At 63.8% G+C, this 16,160-nt stretch carries 13 protein-coding genes; 6 read left to right on the top strand and 7 right to left on the bottom strand.

Annotated features, from left to right (window positions below; translation table 11 throughout):
• Nucleotides 1-176: 176 nt before the first annotated feature.
• Together VK792_RS06625 and VK792_RS06620 are read right to left on the bottom strand one after the other, a co-directional pair.
• Entirely contained in the window at nucleotides 177-3,395 is a 3,219-nt protein-coding gene (locus tag VK792_RS06625; RefSeq protein ID WP_326296597.1) for an efflux RND transporter permease subunit, read from the bottom strand.
• Nucleotides 3,388-4,359 (bottom strand): efflux RND transporter periplasmic adaptor subunit, encoded by a 972-nt coding sequence (locus tag VK792_RS06620; RefSeq protein ID WP_326296596.1) that lies wholly within the window; start codon nucleotides 4,357-4,359, stop codon nucleotides 3,388-3,390. Before VK792_RS06620 ends, VK792_RS06625 begins: the two co-directional genes overlap by 8 nt.
• A 283-nt stretch (nucleotides 4,360-4,642) precedes the next feature.
• Here VK792_RS06620 and VK792_RS06615 point away from each other — a divergent pair, with 283 nt between their 5' ends.
• From VK792_RS06615 to VK792_RS06605, 3 genes are read left to right on the top strand one after another with little or no spacing between them, the layout of a single operon-like run.
• Entirely contained in the window at nucleotides 4,643-5,629 is a 987-nt protein-coding gene (locus tag VK792_RS06615; protein WP_326296595.1) for an ABC transporter substrate-binding protein, read from the top strand.
• Nucleotides 5,626-6,453 (top strand): ABC transporter permease, encoded by an 828-nt coding sequence (locus VK792_RS06610; RefSeq protein ID WP_326296593.1) that lies wholly within the window; start codon nucleotides 5,626-5,628, stop codon nucleotides 6,451-6,453. The genes VK792_RS06615 and VK792_RS06610 overlap by 4 nt, the downstream gene beginning before the upstream one ends.
• Nucleotides 6,454-6,456: 3 nt before the next feature.
• A complete protein-coding gene (locus VK792_RS06605) occupies nucleotides 6,457-7,266 on the top strand; it encodes an ABC transporter ATP-binding protein (protein WP_326296592.1) in 810 nt (269 codons plus the stop codon).
• Between the two features lie 11 nt (nucleotides 7,267-7,277).
• On the opposite strand, the gene VK792_RS06600 is transcribed toward VK792_RS06605, so the two are convergent.
• The 3 genes from VK792_RS06600 to mutY form a co-directional block, all read right to left on the bottom strand.
• Nucleotides 7,278-9,086: an Ig-like domain-containing protein gene (locus VK792_RS06600; protein ID WP_326296591.1), complete on the bottom strand. Its 1,809-nt coding sequence runs from the start codon at nucleotides 9,084-9,086 to the stop codon at nucleotides 7,278-7,280.
• Nucleotides 9,087-9,372: 286 nt separating this feature from the next.
• Nucleotides 9,373-10,506: an alkane 1-monooxygenase gene (locus VK792_RS06595; RefSeq protein ID WP_326296590.1), complete on the bottom strand. Its 1,134-nt coding sequence runs from the start codon at nucleotides 10,504-10,506 to the stop codon at nucleotides 9,373-9,375.
• Nucleotides 10,507-10,576: 70 nt separating this feature from the next.
• Entirely contained in the window at nucleotides 10,577-11,623 is a 1,047-nt protein-coding gene (gene mutY / locus VK792_RS06590; protein ID WP_326296588.1) for an A/G-specific adenine glycosylase, read from the bottom strand.
• A 90-nt stretch (nucleotides 11,624-11,713) separates the two neighbouring features.
• Here mutY and VK792_RS06585 point away from each other — a divergent pair, with 90 nt between their 5' ends.
• The 3 genes from VK792_RS06585 to VK792_RS06575 are packed head-to-tail and all read left to right on the top strand — an operon-like array spanning nucleotide 11,714 to nucleotide 14,057.
• Nucleotides 11,714-12,229, top strand: a complete 516-nt coding sequence (locus VK792_RS06585) for a DUF721 domain-containing protein (protein ID WP_326296587.1) — start codon at nucleotides 11,714-11,716, stop codon at nucleotides 12,227-12,229.
• A 32-nt stretch (nucleotides 12,230-12,261) separates the two neighbouring features.
• Nucleotides 12,262-12,933: a DsbA family protein gene (locus VK792_RS06580; RefSeq protein WP_326296586.1), complete on the top strand. Its 672-nt coding sequence runs from the start codon at nucleotides 12,262-12,264 to the stop codon at nucleotides 12,931-12,933.
• The gene (locus VK792_RS06575; RefSeq protein WP_326296584.1) at nucleotides 12,930-14,057 is read left to right on the top strand and encodes a CaiB/BaiF CoA transferase family protein; all 1,128 of its coding nucleotides are present in this window, start codon (nucleotides 12,930-12,932) and stop codon (nucleotides 14,055-14,057) included. The genes VK792_RS06580 and VK792_RS06575 overlap by 4 nt, the downstream gene beginning before the upstream one ends.
• 154 nt (nucleotides 14,058-14,211) lie before the next feature.
• On the opposite strand, the gene VK792_RS06570 is transcribed toward VK792_RS06575, so the two are convergent.
• Nucleotides 14,212-15,561 (bottom strand): aminotransferase class III-fold pyridoxal phosphate-dependent enzyme, encoded by a 1,350-nt coding sequence (locus VK792_RS06570; RefSeq protein ID WP_326296583.1) that lies wholly within the window; start codon nucleotides 15,559-15,561, stop codon nucleotides 14,212-14,214.
• 79 nt (nucleotides 15,562-15,640) lie between these two features.
• Nucleotides 15,641-16,126, bottom strand: a complete 486-nt coding sequence (locus tag VK792_RS06565) for an ureidoglycolate lyase (RefSeq protein ID WP_326296581.1) — start codon at nucleotides 16,124-16,126, stop codon at nucleotides 15,641-15,643.
• Nucleotides 16,127-16,160 lie beyond the last annotated feature (34 nt).

The following is a 16,160-nucleotide window of genomic DNA, read 5'->3' as shown; positions in this document are numbered from 1 at the left end:
TCGTTTGGCGGGCAGACCCCAACGACATCATCGCCGCAAGAAATCGAGGGTTCCAAATGTTGGATTCAATCCACTAGACCGTGCCGGCACACCTGCCAAGTTACCGAAAACCTTACCTGGGAAACGACAAAAGCCCGCCAGTGGGGCGGGCTTTTGCATGTCATTGCTGGCGGTTCTTACATCTTGAAGATGCGATAGATCGCCGGGATCACCAGAACCGTCAGCGCGGTGGACGACAGCAGCCCGAACAGCAGCGAAATCGCCAGGCCCTGGAAAATCGGGTCGGCCAGGATCACCGCCGCACCGATCATCGCCGCGATTGCGGTCAGCAGGATCGGCTTGAAACGGGTTGCCCCGGCGGCAACCAGGATATCGACGGTCACTTTCTGATCGGGGTCTGCGTGGCGGATGAAATCGACCAGCAGAATCGAGTTCCGCACGATGATCCCCGCCAACGCGATGAACCCGATCATCGACGTGGCCGAGAACGGTGCCCCGAACAGCCAATGCCCGATCATGATACCGAGGAAGGTCAGCGGCACCGGGGTCAGGATCACCAGCGGCAGGCGGAAACTGCCGAATTGCGCCACGACAAGGATATAGATCCCCAGCAGCGCGACGCCAAAGGCCGCCCCCATGTCACGGAACGTGACCCAGGTGACCTCCCACTCGCCATCCCACAACAGCACCGGCGTGTCGGTGTTGTCGGGCTGGCCGTTGTAGCTGATGATCGGCTTGGTGCCTTCGGCCCAATCCATCTGATCCAGCCGTTGGGCCACATCGAGCATGCCGTAAAGCGGGGCCTCGAACGCGCCTGCCAGTTCGCCAGTGACCATGATCACGTCGTAACCGTTGTGCCGGAAGATCGGGTAAGACGCCTCTTCCTTGACGATGTCGATCACGTCGCCCAGTTCGACCACGCCGCGCCCGCCGGGCAGGGCGTTGGCCGGAACCGGCGTGGACAGCGTTTCGGCGTCCATCACCCGCGCCGATTTGTCCCGGCCCAGAATGATGGGGATCGGACGGCGGCCATCGCCGCGGTGGGAATAGCCCACGGTGAAGGTGCCGTTCAGATACCGCAAGGTGTCCAGCGCGTCGGATTCCTGCACGCGATAGAAATCCAGGTCCGAAGGTTTCAGCACCGCCCGCATGCGCGGAGGCTGAACGCCGAAGCTGTCGTCCACGTCGACAACGAAAGGCACCTCTTCAAAGGCCGCGCGCACCTTGGTCGCGACCTCGCGCCGGGTTTCCGGGTCGGGGCCATAGATCTCGGCCAGCAGAGTCGAGATCACGGGCGGTCCGGGCGGCGGTTCAACCACCTTGATGCTGGTGCCCGCGGGCACTTTCAGCTCAAGCAGCTTTTCGCGCAGCTCCAGCGCGATTTCGTGGCTGGTGCGATCGCGGTCCTGCTTCGCCTCCAGGTTCAGCTGCACATCGCCCATTTCCGGGTTTTGCCGCAGGTAGTAGTGCCGCACCAGACCATTGAAATTGAAGGGCGACGATGTGCCCGCGTGGGTTTGGGCCGAAATCACCTCTTCCAGTCCCATGGCAACGCGGGCGGCCTGTTGTGCGACGCCATCGGTCGCTTCGACGCTGGACCCTTCGGGCAGGTCGATCACGATGCTGAGTTCCGACTTGTTGTCAAAAGGCAGCAGCTTGACCGTTACGTCCTTGGTATACAGCGCACCCAGAGAACCGAAAGACGCCACAACGACGATCAGCAGGAACAGGGCGCTGACCGATTTGCGTTTCAGCAGCGGCCGCGCGATGGCGGCATACATCTTGCCCATGCGCCCGCCGGGGGTGCCGTGGTCATCTTCGTGATGCAACTGCGCGCGACCTGCGATCTTGATCATCAGCCATGGGGTGATCATCACCGCCACAAAGAAGGAAAAGATCATCGCCGCCGACGCGTTGGCGGGGATCGGGCTCATGTAGGGGCCCATCAGCCCGCTGACGAACAGCATTGGCAACAGCGCAACAACCACCGTGAGGGTCGCAACGATGGTCGGGTTGCCGACCTCTGCCACCGCGGCAATCGCCGCGCCGATCCGGTTCGACCCGTGCCGTTTCATACCCCAGTGCCGAGCGATGTTTTCGATCACCACGATGGCGTCATCGACCAGGATCCCGATCGAGAAGATCAGCGCGAACAGCGACACCCTGTTCAGCGTGTAACCCATCAGGTTCGCGGCAAACAACGTCAGCAGGATCGTCACCGGGATCACGATGGCAACCACGATGGCCTCGCGCCAGCCGATGGTCAGCAGCACCAGCGCCACGATGGACACGGTTGCCAGGCCCAGGTGGAACAGCAGTTCGTTGGCCTTTTCATCCGCGGTTTCACCGTAGTCCCGGGTGACCTCGACCTCGATACTGTCGGGGATCAGGTCCCCTTCCATGACCTCGACCTGGTGCAGGATGCGTTCGGCCACGGTCACCGCGTTGGCGCCCGCGCGCTTGGCGATGGCCAGCGTGACTGCCGGGCGGCGGATGATATCGTTTGCGCCGGAACGCTGGATCGTTGCCACGTGGTATTCATCCAGGTCGGTGACAAAACCCACATCGGCCACGTCGCGGACATAGACGGTGCGCCCGTCGCGCGCGGTCAGTTCCAGCGCGCCGATCTGTTCCGGGGTCGACAGCGTATCGCCCAGAAGCAGGCCAACTTGCTGGCCGCCATCGCGCACGGTGCCGGCGGGCGCGGCGCTGTTGGCGCCCTGCACCTTGGTGCCCAGCTGTTGCAGCGTCACGCCGTACAGCGACAGTTTCTGCGGGTCCGGAGAAATCCGCAGCGCCTCTTGCGTGCCACCGATGACATAGGTCAGGCCCACGTCGTCGATCCGGGCAAGGCGCACCTCGACCTCTTTGGCGACGCGGGTCAGGTCTGCGGCGGTGATCTCGTCCTGGCCTTCCTTGGCGCTGAAAGTCAGCGCAACGATGGCCACGTCGTTGATGCCGCGCCCGACCACCAGCGGTTCGGGAATGCCGACCGGGATTCGGTCAAGGTTCGACAGGATCTTGTCCCGCACCCGCAGGATCGCGGTATCGGCAGACACGCCGACCTCGAACCGGGCGGTGACCATCACCCGGTCATCCCGCGTATCGGAATAGACGTGTTCGACCTGGTCGATGCCCTTGGCAATGGTTTCCAGCGGTTCGGTCACCAGTTTCAGCGCGTCTTCGGCGCGCAGACCGTCGGCCATGACGTGGATATCGACCAGCGGCACGGAAATCTGCGGTTCTTCCTCGCGCGGCAGGCTGACCAGGGCCAGCAGGCCGACCGCGAAGGACGCGATCAGGAACAGCGGTGTCAGGGGCGAAGAGATGAAGGCGCGGGTCAGGTTCCCCGCGATCCCAAGTCCGCCGGACTTGTCTTTCTGGTCGTCACTCATGATCGGTCACCACCACGTCGCCCGCGGCCAGACCGCTGAGGATTTCGCGATAGGTTTCACCATTCACGCGCACCACGCCGCCGGGAACCACGACCCGCTCGATCGGGCCGCCGGTGGCCTCGACCGTGATGAAATCAAGCCCGCCGATGTGGCTGAGCACGGCTTGCGGCACAAGGATCGCCTGGCGTTCGCCGACCGGCAGGCGCACGGGCATCCGCAATCCGACAAAGCGCGCGTCCAGCCCGTCGACCTCGACATCGGCCTGCACGCGACCGCCTTCGATCTGCGGATAGATCTTTACCAGCGTCCCTTCCAGCACGCCGGTACCGGTGTCGATCTCGATCGTGTCGCCTTCGGACAGGTCACGGGCGTGGCGTTCAGGCACGGCAAGGCGCAGATAGGCGCCACCGCCACCGATCTGGGCGAGCGCTTCGCCCGGGTTCAGGACCGAGCCGCGCGACACCGGCACCGACAGGACGATGCCATCGTCCGGGGCCAGCACCTCGCCTTCGGTGATGCGCTGTTCGGCCACCAGCTTTTCGGCCTGCAACGACGAGATCTGGCCATCCAGCACGTTGACCGCCGTCTGCAACTGTTCCAGCCGCTGGTTGGTGATCACGCCCCGTTCGATCAGCACCTCACCACGGGCAAGATCGGACCGCGCGGTGTTCAGCTGCGCCTGCAACGCTTCCAGCTGGGCATCGAGGGCATCGATCTGGAAATTCAGCTTGTCGTCTTCGATCACGGCGATGCGCTGTCCGGCCATGACCTGGTCCCCCTCGGTCACGTCAAGCGCGATCACGGTACCGGCGATCCGGGCTCGCGCCGGGATCAAGTCGCGGGTTTCGACCTGGCCGTATACCGATTTCCATTCTGTCACGGTCTGTGGCGCCACCTCGATCGTGGCAGCGGTCGCGGCGGTTCCTGCCGCCAGCAGAAAAATAGAGAAAAGTGCTGAACGCATCTGGCCCTCGCCTTGATTGTTCTTGCGTTGAGTCGCCCCCGACCGGGGTCGTCTGTGCATCATTGCATCCGTTTTAGACTTGCAGGTCAATGAAAGCCCGGGACTCTTCGGGTTTTTGGGTTTGACATGCCGGCTGCCAAAACGCATATTGTTTTTTGAATGTGAATGCAAGCTGCTTGCAAAAGACCAACCTTCCAGTGCTGGAATGTTTGATCTGAATCATGTTGCGTCCCCCGACAGATCGCTACGAGAGCCGGGACACATCGACTGAACTGGACACATCATGCCGACTCTCCCCCTTTCACGCCGCACCTTCCTTGCCGCTGGTGGCGCGATTCTTGCCGCCCCGTCGCTGGCGCGCGCCGGTGGTGCAAAACTTGACCGCCTTGTTCTGCAAAGCCCGCCGTCCGGCCCGTCGATCGTCATGTCGCAGGCCGTGGCAACCGGCGCCTTTGACGACATCGCGAAAGAGGTCGATTTCAGCCTTTGGAACACCGGCGACGAACTGCGCGCCAATCTGTCCTCGGGCAAGGTCGAGGTCGCGATCATCCCGACGCAATCCGGGGCCAGCCTTTATAACCGCGGCTTCCCGATCCGTCTGGTCAACGTTGTGACCGATGGCCATTGCGGTCTGTTTTCGACCGGCGCGCGGCTGAATTCCTTCGCCGACCTGAAGGGCAAGACCGTGGCCCAGCCGTTCTACAACGATTTCACCGGCCATGTGATGCGTGCGCTGCTGGCCAAGCACGGCATCGCCGATCAGGTTGAGCTGATCCCCGCCGCCACCCATGTCGAGGCCGCGCAACTGCTGCTGTCGGGCCGGACCGAAGCGGCTATTCTGGCAGAACCCGCCGGCACCGCCGCAATGATGAAGGCCAAGAAAGCCGGCCAGACCATTACCATGGGCGTGCGCACCCGCGATGAATGGGCACTGGTCAGCGGCGCAGGCAGTGCCTTGCCACAGGCCGGGCTTGGCGTCACCGCAGGCTTCGCAGAGGCCCACCCGGCCCATGTCGAGGCGTTGCACGCCGCGCTGGCAGGGGCCTGCCAGGCCGCCAATTCCGATCCGGCCACCGCAGCGGCGCACACCGCCACGCTGACCGAACGCCCCGCACCGCTGATCCAGGCCGCGCTGCCGCATTGCGCGCTGCATGTCCGCCCCGCGTCCGAGGCGCGCGCGGATCTGGAAGGGACGTTCAAGGCGCTGCTGGCCGCCGATCCCGGCATCCTGGCCGGCAAGTTGCCCGACGACGGATATTACCTGCTGTGACATCCCGCGTCGCCCTGAGCACCCGGCTGACCGAAGCTGTCGAGGCGCTGCCCATCCAGATGGGCAACACAGCGGTCCGACTTGGGCCGGGGGCGCTGGGGCTGCTGCTGGGTCTGTTCATCTGGCATTTGGGTGCGGTGGCGTATGGTCCCTTCGTGCTGCCCACCCCACTGGCCACCGCGAAAGCGGTGGCCTCTGTTCTTTCCTCGGTCGACGGCTGGGCGGCGGTGCTGTCCACCATCGTCCGGGTGATTTCCGGGCTGGCCATTTCGCTGACCATCGGCGCCGGGCTGGGCATTGCGGCGGGTTACGTCCCTTTCCTGCTGCGCATGCTCATGCCCTGGGCGACGATCCTGCTGGGCATGCCCGCGATTGCCTGGATCATCCTGACGATGATCTGGTTCGGCCCATCACATGGCGCGGTGATCTTTACAGTCTCGGTGATGACGACCCCGGTGTTGTTCATGGGGGCCGCCGAAGGCGTTCTGGTTCGCGACCGTCGGCTTGATGACATGGCACTGGGCTTCGGGGCCAGCGCTTGGCAGCAATTCCTGCGGGTTGGGCTGTTCCAGATCGCCGGGCACCTTGCCCCCGTCATGGCCATCGCGCTGGCGCTTGGGTTCAAGGTTGCGATCATGTCGGAACTGATCACCAGCGTGACCGGAATCGGCGGCGAATTGGCGCTGGCGCGTACCCATCTGGATGTCGATATGGCCATGGCCTGGGTCGTGCTGGCGGTCTCGGGCCTGCTGGCGGTCGAACACACCGCCGTGCGCCCGCTGCGGCGACGGCTGGAACGCTGGCGCGCGATCGGTCGGGGGTAAGTCATGTCTGTGACCGTGATTGAAACACCGATGACCCTTGCCGCGATCAACTATGCCTATTCCGGGCGGCAAGTGCTGCGCGACGTTTCACTTGTCCTGCGCGAAGGCGAGATGGTGGCGCTGGTCGGCCCATCGGGCTGCGGCAAGACCACGCTCGCCCATATCGCAACCGGAACGCTGACCCCCGATCAGGGCCGTGTCCTGCGACGCTATCGCCGCCACGGGGTGGTGTTCCAGGAACCGCGACTGCTGCCCTGGGCCACCGCGCTGGACAATATCGCCCTGTCGGTGGAACTGACCGGTGTGAAGCGCAAGGCCGCCCGAGACAAGGCCCACGAGGTCGCCGAACGCGCGGCCCTGCTGCCCGACGACCTTGCGAAGTTTCCGGCCGAACTTTCCGGGGGCATGCGGCAGCGGGTTTCGATCGTGCGGGCGCTGGCCGTTGATCCCGATTTCATGATCTTTGACGAACCGTTCGGTGCGCTGGATGCCGCGCTGCGTCGCCGCATGCAGGACCTTGTCCTGTCGGCGGTTGCGGACATGGGCTTTGCCGGTCTGTTCATCACCCACGACCTGACCGAAGCCGCCCGCGTTGCACACCGGATCGCGGTGATGGATGCGCGCGGCCAAGGCATTCTGGGCAGCGTCACACCGCCCGGCAGGATCGGCCACCGTTCAGAGGCGCAACTGTTCGGTTTCGTGCAGGAATGTCTGGCCAACAATCCCTTGTTTGCCGATCTCGATTCCGTCGACGAACGCGCGGCACCGACGTTCTGCGGCTGCGACCCCATCGGGCTGAGCCGCTGCTGCTGACGCGCCGAGGATCAGAAAAAGTCGTACATGTCCTCGGCATCGTCGCGCGCTTCGGCGCCGTTGGGGTTGCGGTAATCGTCCTGCAAATCCGCGTTGCGAATCTCTGCTCCGAACCCGCCGTCACGCCCCATGCCCTGCCAGGTGTTGCTATAGCCGATCAGCAACGCGGCGATGGAGTGCGGTTCTGCCACGTCAGGCACGGTTTCGGGGGATGTCGCCGGGCTGTCATCAGATGAGTCGTCCTGCGCGCTCAGGTCCGGGTCGCCAGGACCATGGACCGACACCGACAGACCGTGCCCATTGTCCAGGTCGGAAAAGCCAAGCCGCAGATCGTGGGTGCCAACGCCAAGATCGGATTGTGCCGTGACGGTTTCGCCATCGTCCGACAGTGTCGTCTGCAATGCCGTGCCATTGATGCTGATCGTACCGTCGCTGACGCCCTGCAAAGTGATGGAGAACCGGCCCGCCACGTCGACATCCAGATCGGCCTGAAGACTGCGCGCAGCTTCATGGCTGACCGGGCGTTCCAGATCCAGTTCGGTGGTCGTACCAGGATCGTCCTGCACGACCTGTTCGCTTTCGAGCGGGGTCTGGCCCCCCACCGAAACCGTCACCCATGCCTCGTGAAAGCCCCCTTCGGCGTCGCGCATGACATAGCTGAACGCATCCGTGCCTTCGTTGTCGGGCGTATAGGCGATGCGGTCACCGTCAACGCTCGCCTCTCCCAGCGTGCCGGTGTCGGTATACACCAACTCTCCGCCCGGGGTGTCGTTGGCTAGCACATCGAGGTACACCGTCTGACCGGTGCCAACCTGGTAACTGTCGGCCTGCGCCAATGCGCCAACCGTCGGTTGCGGTCCCGGGTCGGGCTCGGGGTCTGTCGCCGGCTCGGGCTGTGTCACCGGGTCGGGCGGCGGCGCATCTTCGCGGACGATCAGTTCCTCGTCTTGCGGCGCAGGGTCTTCGACGTCGTCGATCACCGGGGCGTCGTCTGCCAGGTCCGGCGCATCGCCGTTCACCGCATCTTCGATGGTCCGAAGCACCTCGGCGTAGTGTTCTGCGACCGACGGATGCACCAATCCCGGAATGTCGAAATCGGTGGGCGGCGCTTCGCCGTAGATCGATGTATAAGTGACAAGGCTGGCAAGGAAATAGATTGTCTCTGTCCCATGCGGGGCACTGTCGACATAAAGTTCTTCGGGCGGGATATCCGACAGCGTCGTCGTCAGCAGTTCCGACAGGACAGAGGCGACCGGGATCAGTTCGACATTGGCATCGGGATCGGCCGCGTTGATCTGCGCCACGTAGTCAACATACCAGTCATGATAGGCCCCGGTGTTGTAGTCGTGATACGCCTGAAGCGCGGCGTTGGTTTCGGGGACGGTGTCGGCGAAAGCCGCCATATCGGCCCAGCCTTCATAGACAAAAATACGCGCACCGGGCAGCGCCGCCTGCGTATCGGCCACGACATCCAGCGTCGCCTCGACCGGCGACCGCGTATCGCCATAATAATCGGTATTGGGCGATACGTCCTGAATGAAGTTGTTCGGGGTGATCAGAACCGTATCGACCGACGATGCCGAAAAGCTTTCGGTGTCCGCGTCCCAGGCCGCCTCGACCGCGTTGAACCCCCATTCCGACCCCGGCTCTGCCCGGTCGGCGAACTGGCGCAGAAACCCATACCCCCCACTGGCGGCAAAATCGTTGCCTGACGACATCGCCAGCATGTCAAGCCAGACCGGCACATTGGTCCAGTCGCTGCCTTCGGCGTAATTCACAAGGCTGTTGCCGTAGATGTAAAGACTGACCTCGGTCGGCATGGCTACTCACATTTTGAAGCCCGGCACGCCGGGTATGACTCGTCCAAAAGCATCCCCACCCAAACGCGTCCGTCGGATCCTGCACTGCGGGACCAGTCCGGGCGATCAGATACACGCAATATTTGGTCAACCGCCGCTTGAGTCAATTGCAGAAGGGTTAATAAACCCTTAATCGTCATGAGGTTATGCACAGTTTACGGCTGTTTCGTGGATTGTCGTCGAAACCCGCACAATCCCGCCAAACACGAGTCAGTCTGCGAAAATTCGCCGTGCACACGACCGACGATCAGCGCGGCAAAGGCAAGTTCGCGCGGTTGTAGGCGGTCCAGTCTTCGATCTCTGGATAGAACGTTCGCCGCCACGCCTTGACGCGCGGATTCATCACCCGGCGCCAGACCGGCGGCACCATCGCCGCCATGGTCATGAGTGGATAGCCGTAGGGCAGTTGTGGCGCCTCGTCCTCGGCATAGTTTTGCAAAAGGGGAAACCGGCGCTGCGGCTTGTAGTGGTGGTCGGAATGGCGTTGCAGATTGATCAGCAACCAGTTCGACGCCTTGTGCGCCGCGTTCCACGAATGCCTTGGCAGAACAAGTTCGTACTTGCCATCACCCAGGTGCTTGCGGGTCAGGCCATAGTGTTCGACGTAGTTCACGATCTCAAGCTGCCAGATCGCGACGCTGGCCTGCCACACGAACAGCGCCAGCCCGGCCCAGCCACCGATGATCAGCGCCAAAGCCAGCATCAAACCTTGTAACGCCCAATACCGCCAGAACGGGTTCGACCGGTGGTGCCAGGGCAGCCCCCGCCGCGCCAGGCGCGCCTTTTCCGCCCGGAAGGCCGACACCAGCGATTCCCGCAACACCCGCGGGTAGAAACGATAGAACCCCTCGTTATAGCGCGCCGTGACAGGGTCGCGCCGGGTGCCGACATAGACGTGATGCACCAGCAGGTGTTCCGTCCGGAAATGCGAATACAGCACCATCGACAACAGGATATCGCCCAGCCAGCGTTCGAAATTGTTGGTCTGGTGCATCAGTTCATGGGAATAGTTGATGCCAACCGTACCGGTCATCACTCCCACGCCAACGAACACCAGGATCTTTTCCAGCACACCAAGATGTGCGGCCTGCGGCACGAACCAGATCAGCGCGAACAGGTTGAGGAATTGCAACGGCACCCAGAGCAGGGTGACGATCCGGTACCAGAACAACTGGTCGTCGCTGGTATCCAGATCGGCGTTTTCCAGGTTCAACCCCAGCACCGCGTCCAACGCGGTGAACAGGTACCACGTCGCGGCGATCGGCAACAGAACCCACCATCCGCCCCAAAGCGCGCCAGTCCAGACCAGCGGGATCAGCAACAGCGACATCCAGAACGGCAGGGCCTGCGACAGGCGGGCAACATTTTGGGCGGGAATCATGATCTGCTCCGGCGTTTCATGCGGTCAGGGCCACCCTACCGCCTTGCGGGCAGACTGGCCAAGACGCTGATCACTTGCCTTGCGCAAGGTCAAATGCCTTGCGCATCACCGTGGGCAGCGCACCCGGGTCGAAATCTTCTGCCGCGACGAATGCGCCGCGCTGCGGCTGACGTTCCATTGGCACGAGCGCCGTCTTGACCGTCAGGCGCAGGTGGAAATGGGTGAAGGTGTGCCGCGCCTCGCCGTTCAGCGCCTTCCATTCGGCCCGGATCGGCGGCGCCTCTGCCGGGGACTCGGACCAGTCGCTGCCGGGCCAGCCCAGCATACCGCCCAGCAGCCCGCTGTCCGGGCGCCGTTCCAGCAGCCACGCCCCGTCCACCCGCCGCACAAGATAGGCGATGCCCAGCCGCGTCGGCTTGCGCTGTTTCGGGGCTTTCTTCGGCAGCTCTGCCGCCGTGCCCGCCAGCCACGCCGCGCAGCCCTTGCGCCAGGGACACAGGCCACAGGCGGGTTTGCGCGGGGTGCAGATCGTGGCGCCCAGGTCCATCACCGCCTGCGCGTAATCACCGGGGCGGTCGCGCGGCGTCAGCGCACGGGCATAGTCGGTGAAAACCGGTTTGGCCCTGGGCAGGGGCGTGTCGTCGTTGTGCACCCGCGCCATCACCCGTTCGACATTGCCGTCGACCACGGTTTCGGGCAGGTCAAAGGCGATCGCCGCCACCGCCGCCGCGGTATACGGGCCGATTCCCGGCAACCCCAGCAGCGCCGCGTGATCCGCCGGGAACTGCCCGCCATGTTCGCTGGCCACCGCCCGCGCACATTTCAGCAAGTTGCGTGCCCGCGCGTAATAGCCAAGCCCCGCCCAGGCAGCCATCACATCCTCATCTCTCGCGGCGGCAAGATCGGAGACCGTCGTCCAACGGCTGGTGAACGACTCGTAATAGCTTTTGACCGCGGCCACGGTGGTCTGCTGCAACATGATCTCGGACAACCAGACGCGATAAGGATCGGGCCGCACCCCGCGCGCCCGGTCCTGCGGGCTGACACGCCACGGCAGCACCCGCGCATGGCGGTCATACCAGTCCAGCAAATCCTTTGCGTCGGCGATTTCACGCACGTCTGACAGTCCTTTGATCGGCGGGGGCGCTTCCGGGCTGGCGCGCCCGGCGCAGGCCACTAGAATAGTGTGCGGCAGAGGGAGTCAAACATGGCCAAGCGCCCGTCCACCACATTCGGTTTCGCCCGCACCTCGGGACTGCTGCAAAAGCAGATTCGTTCGGTCAGCGAAACCCGTGGATTCGCACAGTCGCGCCTGCTGACCCATTGGGCCGAAATCGCAGGCCCCGATGTCGCCGCCATTTCCCGCCCGGTCGAGGTCAGCTATGGCCGGGGCGGGTTCGGCGCCACGCTGGTTCTGCTGACAACCGGGGCGCAGGCCCCGATGCTGGAGATGCAGAAGGACCGCATCCGCGAAAAGGTGAACGCGGTCTACGGCTACAACGCCATCGCCCGCGTCCGCATCACCCAGACCGCCGCGACCGGTTTTGCCGAAGGCCGCGCCAGTTTCGACCATCGCCCCGCCAAGCCTCATGAAACCGCCCCCTCGCCCGCCGCAGTGGCCGAGGCCCGCACACTGACCGGCGATGTTGCCGACGATGGATTGCGGCTTGCGCTTGAACGTCTGGCCGCAAACGTCATATCCAAGACCAACGCCCGGGGCTGACGCCCCGGCTCCGCTTGAAAAGAGGACCTCCGATGAACCGCATCGTTTCCGTCGCCGCGCTCGCGCTTGTTCTGATCGTCGGCGCAGGCTTCTGGCTCAGCCAAAGCCGCACCGCCGTGACCGGCCCTGAAATCGCCCTGCCTGGCGCCGCCAGCGCCCAGGAAAGCACATCCGAGGCCGTCAGCGTGATCGAAATGATCGAAGGCGACGTGAACGCCCCGGTCGAGGTCATCGAATACGCCTCTTACACCTGCCCGCATTGCGCCCACTTCTTCGAAGACGTGTTCTCGCTGCTGAAGAAAGATTACATCGACACCGGCAAGGTCAAGTTCGTCTACCGCGAAGTCTACTTCGACAAGTACGGCATGTGGGCGTCGATGATCGCGCGCTGCGAACCGTCGAAGTTCTTCGGCATCACCGACCTGGTCTTCAAGGGTCAGGCGGAATGGGTGCGCGCCGGTTCCGATGCTGCCATCGCGGGCGAACTGCGCAAGATCGGCCTGCTGGCCGGCATTTCCAACGAACAGCTCGACAGCTGCCTGACCGACGAAGCCAAGCTGCGCGCGCTGGTCGGCTGGTACCAGGAAAACGCCACCCGGGACCAAATCGATTCCGCCCCGTCGTTCATGATCAACGGCGAGAAATACTCGAACATGTCCTACAAGGACTTTTCCCGCGTGCTGGACGAGAAACTGGCGGAATGACGGTCTCGGCCCCGCGCGGCCCGCTGGAAGGCCTGAAAGTCATCGAACTGGCGCGTATCCTGGCCGGCCCCTGGGCCGGTCAGACGCTGGCCGACCTGGGCGCAGAGGTGATCAAGGTCGAAGCGCCGTCAGGCGACGACACCCGCCGCTGGGGCCCGCCCTTCATCGAACGCGATGGCGACAGGTCGGCCGCCTATTTCCATTCCTGCAACCGCGGCAAGCGCTCCATCGTGGTCGATCTGGCCTCGCCCGACGGGCAGGACCAGATGCGCGACCTGATCAGGGATGCCGATATCCTGATCGAGAATTTCAAGGTCGGCGGCCTGACGAAATACGGGCTCGACTATGCCAGCGCGGCACAGATCAATCCGCGCCTGATCTATTGCTCGATCACCGGTTTCGGCCAGACCGGCCCCTATGCCCATCGCGCGGGCTATGACTACATCATTCAGGGCATGTCCGGGCTGATGTCGATCACCGGCGACCCGGATGGACAGCCGCAGCGCGCAGGCGTCGCCGTCACCGATATCTTCACCGGTCTTTACGGCGTGGTGGGAATCCTGTCGGCCCTGCACCAGCGTGACCGCACCGGCAAGGGCCAGCATATCGACATGGCCTTGCTCGACACCGCCGTCTCCGTCACCGCCAACCAGGCGATGAACTATCTGGCCACCGGCACTCCGCCCGGGCGCACCGGAAATTATCATCCGAACCTGACGCCCTACCAGGTGTTCGACTGCGCCGACGGCTTCATCATCATCGCCACCGGCAACGACGCGCAATACCAGCGCCTCTGCCGCCTGCTGGGCCTTGACGACATGGTGACCGCACCCGAATACCTGACCAACGCCGACCGCATCGCCAACCGCGAGGAAATGATCCGCCGCCTGACCGCAGCCACGTCGCAGCGCACCAAAGCCGATCTTCTGGCCGCCTGCGAGGCCGAAGGCGTCCCCGCCGGCCCGATCAATGACCTGGCAGAGGTGATGGCCGATCCGCAGGTCCAGGCCCGCGACATGCAGATTTCCCCCGAGGGCATCCCAGGCCTGCGCGCGCCGTTGACCTTCTCGGATGCCAAACTCGTGCTCGATCACGCGTCCCCCAGGCTGGGTCAGCACGACTGACCGTTTCAGGTCTTTGGTTTTCCAAATACCTCGGGGGTGAATTTGCCGGAACGGCAAAGAGGGGGCAGCGCCCCCTGACCCGGGTGCCCTTGCGCCGAAGGCAAAAGGGCACCGCCCCTGCCGCGCGCAGCGCGACTGTCTGGAAATCCGCCGCTCAGGCCGCGGACAGGCCCTGGTCGATGCACGCAAGTACGGTGGCAACCTCTTGCTCGGTGATGGTCAGTGGCGGCGACATCACGATCGAATGCGCCACCAACCGCACCATCGTGCCCGCCTGATAGATCGTCTCGTGGATCTTCTTGACCACCGCCATGTCCAGCGGTGCCTTGGTCGCCTTGTCGCTGACCAGTTCGATCCCCGACATCAGGCCATGGCCGCCCCGCACATCGCCAATGATATCGTGCTTTTCGGCCAGCGCCTTAAGCCCGTCGAAAATCTGCGTGCCCCGTGGCCCGGCGTTTGCCGCCGTGTCCAGGCGCTGAGTTTCGCTCAGGCAGGCAATGACCGCGGCCGCCCCCACTGGATGCGCGGAATAGGTGTAGCCATGGAAAATCGCGCCTTCGGCATCGGAGTTTTCGAACACATCGGCCACCTTTTCGCCGATCAGCGCGGCCCCGACCGGGAAATAGCCAGAGGTGATGCCTTTTGCCGTGCTCATCAGATCGGGCTTCACCCCCCAGTGACGCGCACCGGACCAGTGACCGGTGCGGCCAAAGCCTGTGATGACCTCGTCCGAGATCAGCAGGATACCGTGGCGGTCGCAGATCTCGCGCATCAGGGGCATGAAGGTTTCATGCGGAACGATCACGCCGCCCGCGCCCTGGATCGGTTCCATGATGAAGGCGGCGATGGTATTGGCGCCCTGGAACTGGATCTCGTCTTCCATCATCTGGGCAATGTTCTGTGCCAGCTGGGCAGGGTCGGTTTCGTTGAACGGGTTGCGATAGGTATACGGCGACGGCAAGTGGAAACAGCCCGCCAGAAGCGGTTCATACGCGGTGCGGAACCGGTTGTTGCCATTGACCGACGCGCCGCCGAAATGGGTGCCGTGATAGCCCTTCTTCAGCGACAGGAACTTCGTCCGCGTGGGTTCGCCGCGCAGACGGTGGTATTGCCGCGCCAGCCGCAGGCAGGTTTCGACGCTGTCCGATCCGCCCGAGGTGAAGAACACCCGCGCGATGCCATCCTCGGCAAACATCTCGCGCACCATATAGCTGGCTTCGATGGCGGTGGGGTTGGTACTGCCGGCGAAGGCGGAATAATACGGCAGGTCGTAAAGCTGCTTGGCAATCGCGTCCTTCACCACGTCGTTGGAATAGCCAAGATTCACGCACCACAGCCCGCCGACCGCGTCGATCACGGCATGGCCGTCGATGTCCTTGATCTTCACGCCTTCGGCCCCGGTGATGATCTTTGGCGGGTTGGCCTGCATATCGGCCGGGTGGCCCATGGGGTGCCAGATGTGGCGGGCGTTGTTTTCGCGGAGGAAGTTGTCGTCTTTCATGGCGCGTCACTTTCGAGAAAGATCAAATTTGATCAAACCTCGCACCCATGGCGCGCCCTGTCCAGAGATTCGCCACCTCTCACGCGGTGATGGTCAATGGCGTGCCCAACCAGTGTTCTTGCAGATTGGCGCTGTCCCCGATCCGGTCGACCACGGCAAAGAGGCCCGGTTCCGCAAGCGGGGTCAGCACCCCGTGCCAGGTGCCGCGATGCAGGTTGATCCCCTGCCCTGGCGCCGCAAGAAACGCCTGGACCTGCCCTGGCGCATCGCCTGCATCCTCGGCGACGATCACCAGCCAGGGGTTCTGGTGCATCGGCAGGAAAGCCTGGCTGCCCTCGGGGTGACGTTCGACCATGTCGAGCCGGAAAGGCAGGCTGCGGGGCTCGGCATTGAACAGGCTGATCCCGGCACGTCCGTTGGGACCGAGATCGAGCCGGGCCCGGTCATGGTACCGCCCGCAAAGCCCCTGGTTGATCAGCTTGTCGGGGTCACCGGACACGTCCAGCACATCCCCGAACGGGGCGAAGGCGGCAGCGGTCAGGGGGATAGCGTTGAGGTCGGTCATGGGCGGGTCCTGTTCGGTTGCAGGGGGCGCTGCC

It is taken from the genome of Mesobacterium hydrothermale, assembly GCF_035818635.1.
In the GTDB taxonomy this organism is placed as follows: Bacteria; Pseudomonadota; Alphaproteobacteria; order Rhodobacterales; family Rhodobacteraceae; genus Mesobacterium_A; species Mesobacterium_A hydrothermale.
Note: the sequence above shows the minus strand (reverse complement) of the source record. Positions and strands in the feature narration are given on the sequence as shown.